The sequence below is a fragment of the Blautia sp. Marseille-P3201T genome (genome assembly GCF_900120295.1).
Lineage (GTDB): Bacteria > Bacillota > Clostridia > Lachnospirales > Lachnospiraceae > Blautia.
This window is the reverse complement of record NZ_LT635468.1, coordinates 186,085-204,050: the sequence shown is the minus strand read 5'-3', so window position 1 is coordinate 204,050 and position 17,966 is coordinate 186,085. Positions and strand designations below refer to the sequence as shown.

22 protein-coding genes are annotated in these 17,966 nt (G+C 37.5%); 9 read left to right on the top strand and 13 right to left on the bottom strand.

Annotation, left to right across the window (positions count from 1 at the left end; all coding sequences use genetic code 11):
- Positions 1–30: 30 nt before the first annotated feature.
- From BQ7352_RS03950 to BQ7352_RS03940, 3 genes are all read left to right on the top strand, one after another.
- Positions 31–405, top strand: a complete 375-nt coding sequence (locus BQ7352_RS03950; protein ID WP_001129922.1) for a TnpV protein — start codon at positions 31–33, stop codon at positions 403–405.
- A 366-nt stretch (positions 406–771) separates the two neighbouring features.
- Positions 772–2,691, top strand: a complete 1,920-nt coding sequence (gene tet(O), locus BQ7352_RS03945) for a tetracycline resistance ribosomal protection protein Tet(O) (RefSeq protein WP_072447158.1) — start codon at positions 772–774, stop codon at positions 2,689–2,691.
- Positions 2,692–2,742: 51 nt separating this feature from the next.
- On the top strand, positions 2,743–2,916 hold the full coding sequence (locus tag BQ7352_RS03940) for a cysteine-rich KTR domain-containing protein (RefSeq protein ID WP_002779755.1): 174 nt from the start codon (positions 2,743–2,745) through the stop codon (positions 2,914–2,916).
- 191 nt (positions 2,917–3,107) lie between these two features.
- Here BQ7352_RS03940 and tnpB read toward each other — a convergent pair whose 3' ends face one another.
- The 13 genes from tnpB to BQ7352_RS03875 form a co-directional block, all read right to left on the bottom strand.
- Entirely contained in the window at positions 3,108–3,380 is a 273-nt protein-coding gene (tnpB, locus tag BQ7352_RS03930) for an IS66 family insertion sequence element accessory protein TnpB (protein WP_072447156.1), read from the bottom strand.
- Positions 3,370–3,747 carry an IS66 family insertion sequence element accessory protein TnpA gene (gene tnpA, locus BQ7352_RS03925; protein WP_072447154.1) on the bottom strand — a complete coding sequence of 126 codons (378 nt, stop codon included), beginning with the start codon at positions 3,745–3,747 and terminating at the stop codon, positions 3,370–3,372. The genes tnpB and tnpA overlap by 11 nt, the downstream gene beginning before the upstream one ends.
- Positions 3,748–3,824: 77 nt before the next feature.
- Complete coding sequence (msr(D), locus tag BQ7352_RS03920) at positions 3,825–5,291, bottom strand: ABC-F type ribosomal protection protein Msr(D) (protein WP_072447152.1); 1,467 nt, start codon at positions 5,289–5,291, stop codon at positions 3,825–3,827.
- A 120-nt stretch (positions 5,292–5,411) separates the two neighbouring features.
- Positions 5,412–6,629 carry a macrolide efflux MFS transporter Mef(A) gene (gene mef(A), locus BQ7352_RS03915; RefSeq protein ID WP_009246943.1) on the bottom strand — a complete coding sequence of 406 codons (1,218 nt, stop codon included), beginning with the start codon at positions 6,627–6,629 and terminating at the stop codon, positions 5,412–5,414.
- Between the two features lie 382 nt (positions 6,630–7,011).
- The gene (locus BQ7352_RS14490) at positions 7,012–7,173 is read right to left on the bottom strand and encodes a hypothetical protein (RefSeq protein WP_153903692.1); all 162 of its coding nucleotides are present in this window, start codon (positions 7,171–7,173) and stop codon (positions 7,012–7,014) included.
- Between the two features lie 4 nt (positions 7,174–7,177).
- Positions 7,178–7,555: a TnpV protein gene (locus BQ7352_RS03910; RefSeq protein ID WP_008976875.1), complete on the bottom strand. Its 378-nt coding sequence runs from the start codon at positions 7,553–7,555 to the stop codon at positions 7,178–7,180.
- A 286-nt stretch (positions 7,556–7,841) separates the two neighbouring features.
- The gene (locus BQ7352_RS03905) at positions 7,842–9,314 is read right to left on the bottom strand and encodes an IS1182 family transposase (protein WP_009263863.1); all 1,473 of its coding nucleotides are present in this window, start codon (positions 9,312–9,314) and stop codon (positions 7,842–7,844) included.
- A gap of 335 nt (positions 9,315–9,649) precedes the next feature.
- Positions 9,650–9,925, bottom strand: coding sequence for a helix-turn-helix domain-containing protein (locus BQ7352_RS03900; RefSeq protein WP_072447150.1), 276 nt, complete (start codon positions 9,923–9,925; stop codon positions 9,650–9,652).
- Between the two features lie 83 nt (positions 9,926–10,008).
- Positions 10,009–10,422 carry a dUTP diphosphatase gene (locus BQ7352_RS03895; RefSeq protein ID WP_072447148.1) on the bottom strand — a complete coding sequence of 138 codons (414 nt, stop codon included), beginning with the start codon at positions 10,420–10,422 and terminating at the stop codon, positions 10,009–10,011.
- Positions 10,412–11,191 (bottom strand): FAD-dependent thymidylate synthase, encoded by a 780-nt coding sequence (locus BQ7352_RS03890; RefSeq protein ID WP_072447146.1) that lies wholly within the window; start codon positions 11,189–11,191, stop codon positions 10,412–10,414. The genes BQ7352_RS03895 and BQ7352_RS03890 overlap by 11 nt, the downstream gene beginning before the upstream one ends.
- Entirely contained in the window at positions 11,178–11,504 is a 327-nt protein-coding gene (locus BQ7352_RS03885) for a hypothetical protein (protein WP_004606466.1), read from the bottom strand. The genes BQ7352_RS03890 and BQ7352_RS03885 overlap by 14 nt, the downstream gene beginning before the upstream one ends.
- 27 nt (positions 11,505–11,531) lie before the next feature.
- Complete coding sequence (locus tag BQ7352_RS03880; RefSeq protein ID WP_072447145.1) at positions 11,532–13,079, bottom strand: relaxase/mobilization nuclease domain-containing protein; 1,548 nt, start codon at positions 13,077–13,079, stop codon at positions 11,532–11,534.
- Positions 13,057–13,443, bottom strand: a complete 387-nt coding sequence (locus tag BQ7352_RS03875) for a plasmid mobilization protein (protein ID WP_009246941.1) — start codon at positions 13,441–13,443, stop codon at positions 13,057–13,059. The genes BQ7352_RS03880 and BQ7352_RS03875 overlap by 23 nt, the downstream gene beginning before the upstream one ends.
- A gap of 456 nt (positions 13,444–13,899) precedes the next feature.
- On the opposite strand from BQ7352_RS03875, the gene BQ7352_RS03865 reads away from it, so the two are divergent.
- The 6 genes from BQ7352_RS03865 (at position 13,900) to BQ7352_RS03845 (ending at position 17,943) form a co-directional block, all read left to right on the top strand.
- Positions 13,900–15,333, top strand: coding sequence for a PDDEXK family nuclease (locus tag BQ7352_RS03865; protein ID WP_072447143.1), 1,434 nt, complete (start codon positions 13,900–13,902; stop codon positions 15,331–15,333).
- 247 nt (positions 15,334–15,580) lie between these two features.
- Entirely contained in the window at positions 15,581–15,679 is a 99-nt protein-coding gene (locus tag BQ7352_RS03860; protein WP_330390365.1) for a peptide deformylase, read from the top strand.
- A gap of 30 nt (positions 15,680–15,709) precedes the next feature.
- The gene (locus BQ7352_RS03855) at positions 15,710–15,982 is read left to right on the top strand and encodes a hypothetical protein (RefSeq protein WP_054703388.1); all 273 of its coding nucleotides are present in this window, start codon (positions 15,710–15,712) and stop codon (positions 15,980–15,982) included.
- A gap of 197 nt (positions 15,983–16,179) precedes the next feature.
- Positions 16,180–16,389, top strand: coding sequence for a DUF6462 family protein (locus BQ7352_RS03850; RefSeq protein ID WP_008976866.1), 210 nt, complete (start codon positions 16,180–16,182; stop codon positions 16,387–16,389).
- A gap of 111 nt (positions 16,390–16,500) precedes the next feature.
- Positions 16,501–16,674 carry a hypothetical protein gene (locus tag BQ7352_RS14600; protein WP_009246937.1) on the top strand — a complete coding sequence of 58 codons (174 nt, stop codon included), beginning with the start codon at positions 16,501–16,503 and terminating at the stop codon, positions 16,672–16,674.
- 33 nt (positions 16,675–16,707) lie between these two features.
- Positions 16,708–17,943, top strand: coding sequence for a site-specific integrase (locus tag BQ7352_RS03845; RefSeq protein WP_072447139.1), 1,236 nt, complete (start codon positions 16,708–16,710; stop codon positions 17,941–17,943).
- Positions 17,944–17,966 lie beyond the last annotated feature (23 nt).

Below are 17,966 nucleotides of genomic sequence, written 5' to 3'. Positions count from 1 at the left end.
AAATAAAAAAGAATGTGGAGGTAACAGACAATGGCAAAATCATTATTTGAGGAACTGGGCGGCAAATACGAAAGGCAAGGGGATTATTTGATACCGTGCTTAACTGTACCCGCCGAAGAAGAACAGGCAATAGGCATCTGGGGGCAACGGCATTTAGATTATCTAAAACAGTACCGTAAAGTTACATACACCAATCTTCTTACAAGCGGCAGGCTAAACGCCTACCTTGCCGACATCAACAGACAGGCACAGGAACGCTTTGAAAGGCTCATAGAGGGTATGAAACAGGCACAGGGCATAACGGAACAGCTAAAGGCAGAAAACGCCTTAGAATGGACAGGATGCCTCAATAACATAAGGGCTTGTGCGAGGGAGATTGTGGAAAAGGAAATTATTTTTGCATAAACAGATGATTAGTGGCAGGGGGAAATCCTGCCGCTTTTTCTGCTTTAGTTTGTCAGCTTGACAAATAAAGGGTTAAGGAATATAATTAGATTCAGTATTATACAAGGAGTTAATAAATATGCGGCAAGGTATTCTTAAATAAACTGTCAATTTGATAGTGGGAACAAAAAGTAGCAGTCCCGTTTCACTTTTAATATGGGGCTTAGTTTTTTGTACCCAGTTTAAGAATACTTTTATCATGTAATTTTATATGCCCGAAAACATATAAGTGTTTTGGGGCTATTGGAGTTATTTACCCAGTGATAGGAGTATTTATCACTGGGTATTTTTATGCCCTTTTTTGGGTGTTGATAGGAGGAAAATCACATGAAAATAATTAACTTAGGCATTCTGGCTCACGTTGACGCAGGAAAGACAACATTAACGGAAAGTTTATTGTATACCAGTGGTGCAATTGCAGAACTAGGGAGCGTAGATGAAGGCACAACAAGGACAGATACAATGAATTTGGAGCGTCAAAGGGGAATCACTATCCAGACAGCAGTGACATCTTTTCAGTGGGAGGATGTAAAAGTCAACATTATAGATACGCCAGGCCATATGGATTTTTTGGCGGAAGTATACCGTTCTTTATCCGTATTAGACGGAGCAGTATTATTAGTTTCTGCAAAGGATGGCATACAGGCACAGACCCGTATACTGTTTCATGCACTACAGATAATGAAGATTCCGACAATTTTTTTCATCAATAAAATTGACCAGGAGGGGATTGATTTGCCAATGGTATATCGGGAAATGAAAGCAAAGCTTTCTTCGGAAATTATAGTGAAGCAAAAGGTTGGGCAGCATCCCCATATAAATGTAACGGACAATGACGATATGGAACAGTGGGATGCGGTAATTATGGGAAACGATGAACTATTAGAGAAATATATGTCAGGGAAACCGTTTAAAATGTCAGAACTGGAACAGGAAGAAAACAGGAGATTCCAAAACGGAACGTTATTTCCCGTTTATCACGGAAGCGCTAAAAACAATCTGGGGATTCGGCAGCTTATAGAAGTAATTGCCAGTAAATTTTATTCATCAACGCCTGAAGGTCAATCTGAACTATGCGGGCAGGTTTTTAAGATTGAATATTCAGAGAAAAGGCGGCGTTTTGTTTATGTGCGTATATATAGCGGAACATTGCATTTGAGGGATGTTATTAGAATATCTGAAAAAGAGAAAATAAAAATCACAGAGATGTATGTTCCGACAAACGGTGAATTATATTCATCCGATACAGCCTGCTCTGGTGATATTGTAATTTTACCAAATGATGTTTTGCAGCTAAACAGTATTTTGGGGAACGAAATACTGTTGCCGCAGAGAAAATTTATTGAAAATCCTCTCCCTATGCTCCAAACAACGATTGCAGTAAAGAAATCTGAACAGCGGGAAATATTGCTTGGGGCACTTACAGAAATTTCAGATTGCGACCCTCTTTTAAAATATTATGTGGATACTACAACGCATGAGATTATACTTTCTTTTTTGGGGAATGTGCAGATGGAAGTCATTTGTGCCATCCTTGAGGAAAAATATCATGTGGAGGCAGAAATAAAAGAGCCTACTGTTATATATATGGAAAGACCGCTTAGAAAAGCAGAATATACCATCCACATAGAAGTCCCGCCAAATCCTTTCTGGGCTTCTGTCGGGTTGTCCATAGAGCCGCTCCCTATTGGAAGCGGAGTGCAGTATGAAAGCAGAGTTTCACTTGGATATTTAAATCAATCGTTCCAAAATGCGGTTATGGAGGGGGTTCTTTATGGCTGCGAGCAGGGGCTGTATGGATGGAAAGTGACAGACTGTAAAATCTGTTTTGAATATGGATTGTATTATAGTCCTGTAAGTACCCCCGCAGACTTTCGGCTGCTTTCCCCTATCGTATTGGAGCAGGCTTTAAAAAAAGCAGGGACAGAACTATTAGAGCCATATCTCCACTTTGAAATTTATGCACCGCAGGAATATCTCTCACGGGCGTATCATGATGCTCCAAGGTATTGTGCAGATATTGTAAGTACTCAGATAAAGAATGACGAGGTCATTCTGAAAGGAGAAATCCCTGCTAGATGTATTCAAGAATACAGGAACGATTTAACTTATTTCACAAATGGGCAGGGAGTCTGCTTGACAGAGTTAAAAGGATACCAGCCAGCTATTGGTAAATTTATTTGCCAACCCCGCCGCCCGAATAGCCGTATAGATAAGGTTCGGCATATGTTCCACAAGTTAGCTTAACAGCTTGCAAAAGTCATATAAAATGAGATTTGAAAGGATTAGAGACTAATTATGATGAAATGCGAATGGATATTGTGTCCTGTTTGTGGGAGCAAAACCCGTAATAAAATTAGGAAGGACACTGTTTTGGAGAATTATCCCCTTTATTGTCCAAAATGCAGACAAGAAAGATTGATTAAAGTTGACAACTTGAAGATAACTGTCATCAAAGAGCCAGACGCTTAAGACGCAGAGCCGATGAAATTGTGGAACAATTCACGAATCATCGGCTCTTTTTGTTTCGTATTTGAAAGAACAAACTCACCAAATAAAAAAAACGATATTCGGGTGGGTTATTTTGTTATACCCTAAATTACCCTCTGAATTTGTTTTTAAATTTGGAGGGATTTTTTTATGTCCTTTTTTCGGGCAGTTATCTATCTGCTCATGGCCTCTTCCTTCGTACGAGGCCAACTGAATCCGCCAACATTTAATCGTTTGTAAAGAAGCAGGAACCCATCTCCTTCCCAAACCAGCCCTTTGATTCGGTCGGTACGTTTACCACAGAAGAGAAACAGGATGTTTTTCTGAAAGGGATCCAGCTCGAATTGATATTTAATAGTGGATGCCAGACCATCAATTCCACGCCTTAAGTCGGTGTATCCTGTTGCGATAAAAATCTTGTCAAAACCGGTTGCATCATTCAGCATGTAAGAGGCCTCCGATCCTACTTAGCAGTTCCGCAGAAGCAGTGTTTGAAATCTCCAACGAAAAGGAGTCCTTTCGAATGATCACATCTGGTCTGAATGCAGATGATGATACGGCGGATTGTTCAGGTAATCTTAATTCGACGAAATCAACCGACGGCTCTGCCGGTACACTTACTGCTGGAAGTGAAGAAGATTCTACTGTAGAAATATAAGCTTCTTCACGAAGCCGGCGTTGCCAGTAAAAGAATGACTTGTCAGAAATACCATGTTCTCTGCACCAGGCAGTTTTATTCATTCCACTAGCCAGGCATTCTTTTATTATGTTAGCCCATTGTTCGCAGCGGACTTTGTGAGTAATTTTATCCATAAGATGTTCCTCCCTAAAAAACCTTAGATTTTTTAGAGTAATTATCTCACAAAAACTAACAAGTGGCATGGTACCGGCTATTTACCATTTACGTTTAATTTCTTATCTTTAATTTCATAAATTACATCAGCCACATTTTCAAGTAACCGTTTGTCATGGGTGATAAACATGATCGTTCCTGCATATTCCTTCATTAGTATTTCCAAGGCCTCCAGGCTTGGTATGTCAAGGAAGTTGCTCGGTTCATCCATTAGTAGGATGTTATATCTACCCATAAGCATTTTAGCTAGCAATAATTTCATAATTTCGCCACCGCTTAAAATAGATAAGCTTTTTCCAATATCGTTCTGTTTAAACCCCATGGATGCAAGCACGGAACGAATTTCTGAAACATTGTAATCACAATCCTCCTTCATAAACTCCAGGACTTTCTGATTACTGTTGTACTTGTAACCATTTTGTGCAAAGTATCCTATTTTTGCCTTAGGTGAAATAGAAATTCCATCTTCATAGTTTAAGATCATTTGGATTAAAGTTGTTTTTCCTGTTCCATTCCCACCAGTTAGAGCCACTTTTGCTCCAAGCGGAATTTGAAAAGATGCATCTTCAAACAATACCTTATCTCCAAATATTTTAGTAATATCCGTACCGACAATAGGATATGGATTATGGAGCTCCAATGCTTTACTTTGCCTGAAACGAATTCTGCGAATGTCTTCCGGAGCTTCTACATTTCCTAAGGCCGCAATCCGATGCTCTAGAGATTTAGCGGCATTATGCATCTTTTTTTCCTTACTTCCCATTGATTTCTGATGAGCCAAACGCCCTCCACGTTCCGTACTTTTTTTCTTTGAAGCACCTTTTGCCTTCTGTTCTATTTTACGAGCCTGTTTTCGCTTTTCCTCCGCAGCCCTTTCCAATCGGGCACGTTCGGTAACAAATTGCTCGTATTCTGCAACCTGGTTCTTGCGTTCTTCCTCTTTCTGACGAAGATAATCAGAATAGTTTCCCCAATACTCAGTGATTTTGCCATCTTTCAGTTCCCATATTTTATCTACTACCTCATCAAGAAAATAGCGGTCATGGCTAATAACTAACAGTGCACCTGTAAAATATTTTAGCTGTCCGACTAGAAAATCAATTCCTTCACGGTCTAAATGACTCGTAGGTTCATCCGCTAAAATACCATGAACCTGTGCCGATAAAGCTTGTGCTATTTTAAGCCTTGTTTCTTCACCGCCGCTCAAGGTTTGTATATCTAATTGCTTAACACCAAGCTTGCCTACAAGTGCAAAATCTTTTTCCTCCTGCAAGGTTACTTCGTCCAACTGAGGGATATAGGCAAGTTCACCCAGACGATTCATTTTACATCCTAGAGGAGTTAATTCGCCTAAAAGCACCTTGAATAAAGTGCTTTTTCCTGCACCATTTGCTCCTACTAAACCAATACGGTCATAATCATATACTTCTAAATTATCTATATCTAAAACATCGCGTCCTTTAAATTCCACACGAATGTCTTTTGCTTTTAATATCAATTCCATAACATTTTCCTCCTGTCTATAATCGCATGTTTTCATTTGCTTGTACGCAGGGAAAACCCTGCGATTTAAGCAGGAAGAATTACATGAAAATAAGATACATAAATATCCCTCCAATATTGTTTATTTTAAATCAAATTTTCTAATCTCAGTTATCATTGGGCAAACTATTGCAATGCAAATAATTAAAATACCTGATAGTAAAAACCAATGATTTACACCGATTCTATCAGCAAAGAATCCAGAAAGAATTAACCCAATTGGCATAGCAAGAGACATGATACTTCCAGTTAAAGAAAATACACGTCCTAAATATTCAGGCTTTATTTTCTCCTGAAAAAGAGCTGTTTGTACACCGCTGTAAAACGGAACCGAAAGCCCCATTATTGCACAGCAGACTACAAATATGAAAAATCCACTTTGGGGAAGTAATCCTGAAATGGTTAAGCTTATCCCCATCATAAAAATGGATGCCGTTATTAATAAGATTCGCTTTTGGTAATTCCCAAATAACCCTAATAATAGACCCCCTATCAACATACCAGAGGCATAAGCAATCTCCGTAATAGAAATATACATCGGTGTACCATTAAAATATTCCATAGTGATTAAAGGATATAAAGCATTTATGGGCATATAAACAAACATATATAATGTTCCAACGAGTAATAAAGCAAATAATCCTTTATTTTGCCGTAGTACAGCCATTCCTTCTTTCATTTCTCGTATGAAATTTGGTTTCAAACTTTGCACTTGATCACCCAGTTTAGGAATACGTACAATTGCTACCGTAATAGATGCAATCACAGCACCCCATACATCGATGGCAATAATAGCATTTAGTTCCCAAACGGAGTATAAGAGTGCTGCAACCGCCGGACTAACAATATAGCTTATAGACTGCAAAGACTGACTATAGCCTGCACATTTCGTAAGCTGTTCTTCTGGTACTAAAAGTGGCGTAACCGCATTGAGAGCCGGGGTGTGAAAAGCCGTTCCAATGCTACGGATAAACAATACTACCATAACCATCCAGATAGGTAGCTCCATATACAATGCAACAATAGCAAGCACTGCCCCAGCTGCTGCGATAATTAAATCAGCACCAATCATTATCTTCTTCCTATCATGACGATCCACTAATACACCAATAGCTGGTCCAAAGACCGCATAGGGTAAAAAACCTACTAGTGAAGCCATAGACAAGACCATCGCAGATCCTGTTTTCTCTGTAAGGTAAAAAATGATCGCCATTTGCAGGATGGCACTAGTGATTAATGATACTGCCTGCCCTGCCCATATTGTATAAAACTTAAGTTTCCAATTGTTGTATTTTTCCATTTATATTATCTCCTGCATATTATTTTGCTTGAATTTCTATTTTGAACAGCATTCTAGGCAATAAAAAATGCAGGCCAAAATCCACAATGTGGCTTTTGGTCTGCATACATACAATTTGGAAACATTCATATTAAAGACATAGTTAAATAAAGGTATAGTTAAATAAAGGTATAGTTAAATAACTTATATCTCACCGTAACTAATGAATGCTCAATATCGTATAAATAAGCACAAGAAAAAAAGCCTATCATCGGGGATAGATTCTGCTTTTTTTATTGCCAGCTTATCTTAAACGCATTGAGGCTGTCATAGTTTCGGTTCCTCCTAAACTCTTATTTGTATCAGCATATATTTTAACACAATAAGTTGTTTTAAGCAACGTTTAAAATTGAAAAAAGCCACGGACAGCGATAGCAAAATACGCAATACCGTCAATGGTCTCGATGAACAGTGCAAGCACTGCCATTGACGGTATTTCTTTATTTTGCTTATGAGCAGACAAGGGCAGTAAGCCAAAAGCTGGCTTACCGCCCCAATCACTCATTCTGTTATGCGTAGATAATCTCGCTGTAAATGATTTCTCTAACTCTGGACTGAATTTCATTCATTTTCTGTACCCACAGCATAGCATTATCTGCTTTCAGTTTCTCGGTCACATTTTCCTGCTCTGCAATTTGCTTTGTCAGCAGGAGCAAACGCTCCTGTGCCTGTCTGTCAATATCTGCAAGGTAGGAGTTTAGTGTACCCTCAATCAGCATTGTGGTATAGAGGAACTGCTTATGCTCCTTTAGATACTGCTTGTGGCGCTGTCCCCACAAACCGATAGGCTGTGTTTCTTCTTCGGAAAGTATCAGACAAGGGATATAATAATCTCCCTGCAATTCATACCATAAACCGTTGCTTTCATCAAAAATGTACTTGTCCATATAATAAATCCTCCAGTATAATATATTCGCACATACGTCACAGTTCTCCGATTGCCACATTCTCTTATATCTTGTTATCAGATTTTCTTGCCCTTGTGTTTGCCCTTATCAGCTTCCAAGGGAAGAATAAACGTAAGTGAAATCGTATAATAAGTTAAGGTGAGCATTTTGCGATAAACCCTTTATTTTCAAGGGCACTGAAAAACTTCCATTTCTTCTTAAGTGGAAGTTTTTCTTTTCTATTATTTTCAAATCTTTACTTAGGAAAATCATAAAAAGCTATGGTTTACTCCATAGCCAGCTCTTCTAATCTTACTATTCGTTTTACATTTGCTGTAAATGCCGTAAAATACATTTGCAGATGCATAGCAAATAAACCTCTCGAATCTGCTTTACGCAAACCGTGAGCTTCCTTTAGTTCTCCATTCTTTTCTTCTATCCTGTGCCGAATCTTCATTCGCTCCTGAAAATATTCGCTTTCTTCAAATTTAAGCCTTTCAAGATTTTTCTCACTTGCTTGCGTGATACTGTAGCTTCTTGTTTTAGCGTTTGATCTTCCTACACGGCATTTTTCTCTTTGGGGGCATTTCCGACACGTTACTTTGCTAAATATATATCTTAAATAAGTATTCCCATTTTTTGCCGTTCTTTTTTCTACACGCGTGGAAAGCTCTCCGGCAGGACACTGCAGCATCCCAGCATCTTTATTAAAGCAGAAACCTTCCTCAAGGTTCCCGTTTGCTGCAGCAGCTACTGCTGTATTGGTCCTGGCAATCAATGTAATCTCTTTTCCGCAGACTTCCAGATTGTCATCACTGACATATGCCATATCGCCTATAACTTCTGTAACTTTTATTCCATTTTCCTTCGCGTTTTCTATCAGTTTTGGTAATTCCTGCCCATCTGGTGCTCCTCCATCTGTTACAGTGATCCCCGCAATGAGACGTTCTTCAGTCATCGCAAGATGATTCTTATATCCATAGAACGTACTGGTTGCCGTTTTATGTCCAAACCGTGCATCTTTATCATCTTTGGATCGGATCTCTTTGAGCCGCTCATCTTCTAGTAGTTCTTTCATTTCATGAGAAAGTTTCTGTATCTTTTTATTTCCACAGGATTTTATTCCTTCCTCCAGAACCTGGAGTAGTTCCTTAGTATAGGCAATTTCTTCATCCAGCCCTGCTTCCAAAGAGGGTTTTTCAGGAAATCGCTCTGATAATTCAAAAGCTGTTTTATAAACCTCTTTCCGAAGTTGTTTGCTCATATCCCGCAGAATCTGCGTTGGAGATTTTGCCCGGACAGAAGCAATTGTATGGGTGGAATCAACGATAATGGTTCCCGATTTGATCAGGTTTTTATCCAAAGCCTGTTGAATGGTTTCTTTTAACATTTCTTCCAGAATATCTTCTGTAATACGAGTTTTTCTGAATTTTGTGAGAAGACTGGGATCTATCATTTTTGCTTCTGGTTCCAGATCAAGGAAAAATTTATATGCCATGTCCGTCTGGGCGCTGCTAATCAGGGCTTCGTCAGAAAGATCGTACAGCTTTTTCAGGAAAAGTAGTTTAAACATCATTTCTGGTTCCTTTGCTGGGCGACCGAAATTTTCACAATATTGCTTACGAAGCATTGGATTTACAAAGCTGAAGTCTATATTTTCTTTAATTCTACGCAAAAGATGATCTGCGGGAATGATCGCATCATAAAGCCCCTGATAAGGTGACAATGATAATTGTAACTGCGAATGATCTTTTAACATGATAGGTCCTCCTTCCTTATATTTCTATTATAATGGAAATAATAAAAAAGCCCAATTCTTTTTTAGAATCAGACTTTTTCAGTGCCCTTTATTTTCAAGGCTTTCGGAGGATTTTATTAAAACCCTGTGAGGGTTAATAACCACTTATAAAAATGTGGTTTTCAAATTGCAGTTTGTATAACTGGCAACCCAATCACAATTAAATCTTCACAGCTTTGCTAAGCAGGAAATCTGAAATGATATGCTCCCTTTATGAGAGACAGTAAAATAATAAACTGTCATCACGAAGAGAGCATATCTAAAGATTTCCTGCTTTTTTTATTTTATGTAAAAATTTATAGTTCTGTAGCTAGTTCATGCATCCAGAAGGACGCAGCATCATATTCTCTTGGTTCAGATAATACTGGAACGGTGAGGACATCGATTGGTACGTAAAGTATTTTAGCCATTTTAGCAAGGATTTCATCACGAGGCTTTCTTGCATCTGCTTCATATTGTGCAATTCTGACATCAGCAGAATCTTCTGGAAAGCCAAGTGCGATACCGAGTTCTTTTTGTGTGAGATGATTTTTCTGTCTCAAATGTTTTAATTTTCTTCCAAACGTAATCATAATAGTAATTCCTTTCTGTAAGTTATTTCGAGTGTGTGAGGTGTCGAATCATAAATTATTCGGTACCTCTGGTTTTATGATCTTTATTCCCCGGTACTTCCGAAAGCACCGATATCTCTTGCTTCTCCGAGATCCAGAACAAAGTCGGCGATTAGAACGGGAGTGATAACCAGTTGCCCTACACGGGTATCTTTGCGGAGTATTTGGGATTCTGAACTAACATTACTGATGATGGCATGAATTTCTCCACGATATCCAGAATCAATAGGCGGAAGTTCGCAGACCAACCCTTTTGCTGCCATGCTGCTTCTTGGAAAAACATAACCAGCATATCCATCTGGAATCATGAGACCAAATCCTAAGGGGATTCTTGCAATCTCTCCTGGCTTTAATGTGCAGTCATAAGGCATATACACATCGGCCCCGGCATCGTTTTCATGAGGGCGGAAGGGATAATGATCTTTCTCTAATCCAAAGTCGATCAATTTAATCTTCATAAACAGCTTCCCTCCCTTCTACGAGCAGAGGATAATCTGCTCTCATTATTTCTAATGGAGACCAGTCTTTTGGGATGGGGATTCCACAGGACATAGAACCTTCTTCACAACATCCCCGCTGGCAGAAAGGACCGGTCAGCTTCGGTGAAAATAACACCGGATCGAATTCATATAGCTTCTGCCAGATATCCAACATCACAATTCTTGTTTCGTCGGTATTTCTCCTGCAGATGCGCTGACTGATCATATGTTTCCACTCATAAGGTGTAGCGCAGATAATCAGAATATTTCTTAAAGCATGGGGAAGGGCATATCCTGCAGAATCATGATGAAATCCCACAGAACACAATTCCTGATAACATCTGAGATCCGATAAGCAGCTTTGCAGATAGAGATCAATGTATCTCTGTTCGGAAAAAAGGATTTCATATGGGATCGTAAATGCAGCTTTTTCTGAATAGTTGCTATATTGCAGAGATGCACTCATGAATTTTACTTCGTTTTGATGACGAGTGATCTGTGCAAGAAAACGTCTGCTTGCACCTACAATCGCAACGGTGATTACCGTAAATTTCTGTACGGTTGGATGGGGAAGACTGGCAATCCGGTCTACAGTTTTATCCGTAAAAGATTTCTGATAAAGAGCCATAAGATCATCCATGTTTTGAATGGAATGCCCCTGTTGGGTAAGCCTTGCTGCGAATACCATGTTCTGAGCTGCTTCTTGAATGGTATAACTATTTAAAATCTTTGTCTCAATGTGATCCATAGGCTTGTTCCTCCTTTATCAATGCTTTCAGCAGAATGAGATAGTTGATGCAGTCTGTGATCTTCTCATCCCATTGTTCTAAGTCAAATTGGAGCAGAGAAGAGTAACACATGTCATAGAGAGATACGACATGCTTCGACATCATTCCGGCCAGAGCAGCCTTAGGTGTGCATCCCTGTAATGAGGCAGCAATTTTAAATGCACTCAGGCGATCAATGCGGTCTCCGGTGTATTCTTTCTTCTTATGTGCTAGGACATCGGCACATTTTCGATATTGTTGTTCAAGGACAACATTAAATTCATTTTGTGTCATATTGTAATTCCTCCTTCGTAAAATGATTTATAATTCGGGTTCCCGTGTCTTTTGTTTTTTGGGAACCTGGTTGTGGAGAATTGCTTCCACATTTTTGTCTACGGTTCTTAAATCTTGTGTCAGATCCTTTAGAGATCGGATGGATGATTTTTGCTGGTCGATCTGTTCCTGCAAGCTGACTTTTTGTTCCTTCAATGTTTTGATAGGAAGCATCTTTCCATCGGGATAAAAAGATTTCAGCCAGTCACGGGCTTCTTCATATGCTTGAATTTCAGTGGTGTGTTCCTTTCGGAATCTGCCTTTGTTTTTCGCTTTTAAAAATTCGGTATAGATTGCTTTCTGTGCAAAATATTGTCCGGTGTAATGGATCTGCCGGTTGATGCTTTTCAAATCTGCATTCATTTCCATAAGCTGCTTTGTTGCCTGATCTAACTGTTTTTGAGATTCGGAAAAGGAACTTTTTAATTCGGTTTGGGTATTGTATCCATGTTCTTGCACATAGATAATAGTATTTGCCATTTCCTGAAGATTGGATATTTTTACCCGATGAGCATATCCGGGACTTTGCATTGCTTTCACATTTTTCTGAAGATCTACTACCAACCGCAAATGCGATCTGACATAAAGAATGGTTATCGGATCTTTTCGTAAGAAGAGCTGTTCTAAATGTTCTTTGCCGTATTGAGTTCCCAAAGCCTTCTCTGTAATCCGTTTGTCCCGATTCGGATGGAGATAACGATATCTTCCTCTTTCTTCAGTGACGGAAATCTGATATTTTTCCAAAAGCAGAGATTGGAATTCCTGAAAGTTTTTAGAATGCGAGCTACATTCTTCGATGGCATTCCTGAGTTCTTGCTTCTGTGTCTGAAATGTAGTGGCAGTTGGTTTCAACCCATCTGCAATGATTTTTTTGTTTGTCTCTTCTAATTTTTTCTGCCCGGATTTTTGAGCCATATATTCAGCCTGTGTGATTTTTGTTTCAGCCGGAGAGAGAAGATCAATCTGATGAAGTCCCTCTTGGATGCACATATCCATAATTTCCTTTTTGAAATAATTCAGAAATTTATTTGTGGATCGGTGTTTGTATCCGGCAATTTCTTCATGGGGCTTATCCATGTAACTCTGCCTTCTGACAGCTTCTTTACGGACACTGTTGATCACAATGTGCGTATGGATATTGCCGGAACCATTGTGACCATCGGTATGTGTCACGATAAGAGCCTGATATCCCGGAAAGATTTTCTTTGCAAGTTCTAAAGATAGAGCCTGTGCTTTTTCTCCGGTCAGCCCACATTCTGATTTGTCATCTGGATCAAAACTGATGATATAGTGATGACTTTTGATTTCAGATCTGCTTCGGTTCTTTTTAAAATGTTCATTACATTCATAGCATTCAACATCAAAAGTATCGGGATTACAGTTGAGACCATCCACATATAATTCATCTCTTCGCAGTGGCCGATTAAATTCATCGAGAATCATTTTTCCGGTTGATTCATCATGCTGGAAGATGAGATAATTCAGAGCATCTGAATAGTTTGCATTCCGACTTTTAATATGTTTCACTATTGCCACGATAATCACCTATCATTTTTAGCAGTTCCTTTTTTAACCTATAGAGGTCGTAAAGACATTGCTGGATTTCGTTTGTTACAGATTTAGAGTACGCTCCTCCTGTATTGAAATATTTTGCGATCTGATTAAGATTAGAGCCGATTTTTCCATACTCTGCTAAGAGCATTTTTATTGTTTGGCTATCAATGACAACTTCATAGTGTATAGCCATTTTGTGATCTAAAATCAGGTTTCTCAGATAATCAGAACGGGATAATTTCGCCTGAGAAGCGGCATGATTGACTAACTCTAATTCAATGTCACTTAATCTTAAACAAATGATATTAGAGTGTTTCATTTCATTTCTTTTTTTCTTTGGTGCCATGTTCCTCCTCCCTTAATTGAGTGCTTCCAACTTCAGGGCACTCCACTAGAAATATCAGCTGTCCCTTCTGATACTTCTGGTGTTGCGTACACATTTTATGTGGAAGCCAATCTGACATTTTGTGAATGTCAGTAACGAGGGTATGGGGAGCGTAATCCACATCAAGATAAAACTCAGAGTAATCGGAAAGCCAAAACGGCGATACCGTATTACTGGGTGGATCTTGCTCTTGAAAGATTAACCCTCTCATATAACGAAATGCTCAGAGTGGAAAATACAGGGCGAGATAGAAAAAAAGTTAAAAAACTGCTATACTACATTTCAGAATTATCCCCCAAGCACCTTATGAAACAGAAGATGGATGCTTATCTCTTCTATGTGTGCGTAAGACAATAGATGATGTATAATAGTTTTATGTAGAAAAAATTTTGAATGTGTGATTAGGAGTTGAAATTAATGTATTTGCCATTAGAGTACGTGAAACGTTATAGTGTTTTGACAGAATTATATTGTAGTGAGGAATATATTAATTGTGAACCTGAGGTATTACTAGAGATGATTGCAGATGCTGATTGGGGAACCAGTAATTATTCGGGTCCAAATAAAGAAAGATATATTCATACATATAATATGTTTGATAATAATTATTTTGCTATGCATATAATAAGTGCTTGTTTTGCAACAGCTGGATTTGCTGGAGTCTGGAAATATAATAAGATTGTATATGAACCGGATTATGATTTCTCGCAAGCACTCATAGGCACAAATAAATTAAGAGTATATCCGGAAATGCTCAAACATATACCGTTTGATACCTTTTATTTGGACTTCTCAAAAAATGAACTTTTCGTATATGAAGGATTTTTTGTACAAGTAAAAGTATACGATACAGGAGTAATAAGAATATCCTCTCTTCCGACAGAAATCGGATATTCACATATACCGGTACATGAGTATGAAGGCGAAAATCCCACGGCATATGCAGATGCATTTTGGATAAAACCAGAGATGTATAGTGTTGACAATGGCGTATATTATTTTGATTATAATTTGCATAAAGATTTGATGTATACATCAGATAGTTTTAGGACGCAGTGGTTTATTGGAGGAGTGAGTAATTTTAGACTGTTTTTATTACAATTTTTGATGTATTTATCTTCGAAAGAAGCGGATGTTATTGAAAGTTCAGAAACTATAAAAACATATAAACCATCAAGTTTGGTGAAAAATAAATATTCAGAAGTACGTAAGTGGAATGTTGGATGCCGTTATGGAGAAAAAATAAGAAGTTATCAAAAAAATAAAATTCAACAATATGAGAACAGTGAAAGCAGTCAGAATGGAAAGCGACCACATATTAGAAAAGCTCATTGGGAGCGGTATCATGTGGGAGAAGGGAGAAAAGATATTATTACAAAATGGAAAGAGCCAGTTTTTGTAAATGGAGACTTTAATGATATTGTTGCGAATATACATGTTGTAACAAATAAAGAAGCAGACTGTTCATTGGGAGAAGGGCTTGTTAAACAATATTTAGAAGCGAGAAAAATCTCTTTTCGTACAGAACATTATATACGAGAAATACGAAAAAGATATGATTTTTCGCTGGAATGGAATAAAACATTACTTTTTATTGAATTTGATGGAGAACAGCATTTTAAGTCGATCAATCGCTGGGGAGGGAAAAAGGGATATTTGAAAAGAAGACAAGCTGATATAGAAAAAAATGAATATTGTCGTAACAAAGGCATTCCGTTATTAAGAATCAGATTTGATCAGGCATACTTGATTTCTAATATGATAGATGATTTTTTAAAGAATAGTGAAAAATACTCTCAACAATTTAATACATATCTTGCGGATGATGTGTATTATAGCATTTGTCAGTAATATTAAAAAAATATGAATAGGTAAATAAGGAATAATTATGTGTGAAATTCATGTCTACACAACCGGATATGTTATCAATATTAGAGAAATTAAAGCAGAAAGAATAGTGTTTTATGATTAGATTTTGGCTTTAATAATTTGGCGCAAGAAAAACATCAGATATAATTCAGAGAATATTAACATGAAAAAATACAAATGTGTACCATAAAGTATCTAGAGTATTCTATCTGCCCCAGAAGTTGAATATTTGGATATGAATTGGAAGAAACAGAATTTGAAACTTGATGGATGGATCGCGCAGATCTGTCAGCATGAATTGGATCATTGGGAAGGAATATTGATATAAGCAGCGTAAAATTTACAGGAGAGATGGTTTATGAAAACAGAAAGAACAGATGAGTTGTACAAGGTTTTACTTACTAAAGGATATCCGAAAGAACTTTGTTCAGAAATAGCTTATAATATCTTGAATACTGATTATACGGCGACTAGAATGTTAGGATACTTGTATCGTTACACGGAACCTAGAATGGAAGATGTAATAGATGAAATGATAGCAATTTTAAGTGACCGGGAAGAATTCATAAAGAAAAAAGAAATGGAACAGGCGCAGGCTGTTATAAACGAGATTTATAGAAATGGGTTGTGATATAAAATATGAAAATAAAATAATTCAATATGAATAGTAGTAATTTGTAACGATAGTTGTCGAAGAAAATCCTTTGACAACTATTTTTTTAAACTTTTTTTCATAATCACCCTGTAAAATTCATTGATTTCCTTTCGTTATATGAGAAGACAAATTTGTTTTCTTTCTTATTTATAGATGGAAAGGAGTTTTGTGAAATGGGTTTTGCAAGAAAAGATGTGGAAGCTACTAAGAAAATGGAAAAGAAGTTCGTGAGATATCCAGAAGGTGCGGAGAAATATAGTTTAGGATTGACAAAATTTCAGGCATTAGCAAAAGAGGCGAAAGCAGTCTATAAAATTGATAAAGTAGCTTTAGTAAATTGTGAGATATTTGAAAAATATTTGGAAACATTCCGAGAGTATTAAAATTTTAAGAGAGAAAATAAGAGAGAAGAACTTCTATAGTTTTCTGCATTTTTAATTGACTTTATGTCATACAGAAAGTATAATGTTGGTATAGGAGGTATAAGAGCTGAAATGAAAAAGATGGGAAGACCAAAATCAGACAATGCAAAGAAGAAAGTATTAAGCATTCGTGTTCCTGATCAGCTATATTCCCAGATGCTTGCATACGCCGAACAACATAAAATGAATACAACGGACATTGTCCTAAAAGGGGTAGAGATACTTTTATCCGAGCAGAAAAAATAGTAAGTGCTTCTCTCTTAAGAGGAGGAAACTATTATGGCGAAAGTAAGAAAAGATTTGCGAGGAAGAACTTTACGTAAAGGAGAAGTACAAAGATCATCAGATAAAAGATACATGTACACCTATACAGATCCGATGGGTAGACGTAAATTTATATATGCTAACGATCTGGCAGAACTAAGAGAGAAAGAATCTAAACTGATGAAGGATCAGTTGGACGGATTGGATCTCTATGTTGCTGGCAAGGCAAGTGTGAATGATACGTTTGATCGGTATATGTCCACGAAGTATAATTTGCGTGAATCTACAAAAAGTTCATATTTATATACGTACGATCATTATGTACGTGACACCTTTGGAAAAAAGCGGATTGCAGATATAAAGTATTCTGATGTATTGCAGTTTTATTATTATCTTCTTAATGAAGTAAAAATTTCATTAGGAACATTAGATACTATTCATTGTTTACTTCATCCAACATTTCAGTTGGCAGTGCGGGATGAGATTATACGAAATAATCCTACTGATGGAGTAATGAAAGAAATTAGCAAAGAATCCGGGAAGAACAGAGGAATCAGACATGCATTGACAGTAGAGCAGCAAAGAGCATTTATGGAATATATTGCGAACCATCCGATATATTATCATTGGTGGCCTATGTTTACGGTGTTGCTTGGAACAGGATGTAGAATTGGTGAGGCATTAGGGCTTCGATGGCAAGACCTAGATTATGACAAAAGAACAGTCAGTATCAATCACAGTTTGAGTTATTATCAAAAACCAGAAAGCAACAAAAGTGTATTGAGAATATCCAAACCCAAAACGGAAGCGGGAATTCGTACAATTCCAATGTTGGATATTGTGAAAGATGCTTTTGAAATGCTTTATGAAGAACAACTGGAAAATGGTTTTAATGAATCAGAAATTGATGGAATGTCAGGATTTATTTTTTGTAATCGTTTTGGAATGGTTCCAAATCCACAAACAGTCAATCATACGATTAAGCGTATAGCGAATAGTTATAATGCAGACGAAGTGGTGCGAGCTAAAAAAGAACGAAGAGATCCTATTATACTACCTAATTTTTCTTGCCATCATCTGAGACATACTTTTTGTACACGACTTTGCGAAAATGAAACAAATTTAAAAGTTATTCAATCCATTATGGGACATAGAAACATTGAAACAACGATGGACATTTATGCGGAAGCAACAGAAGAAAAGAAACAAGAGTCATTCGAGAATTTAGCAACAAAATTAGATATTTTTTGAGAAGTGCTTAGTATAACGGATGA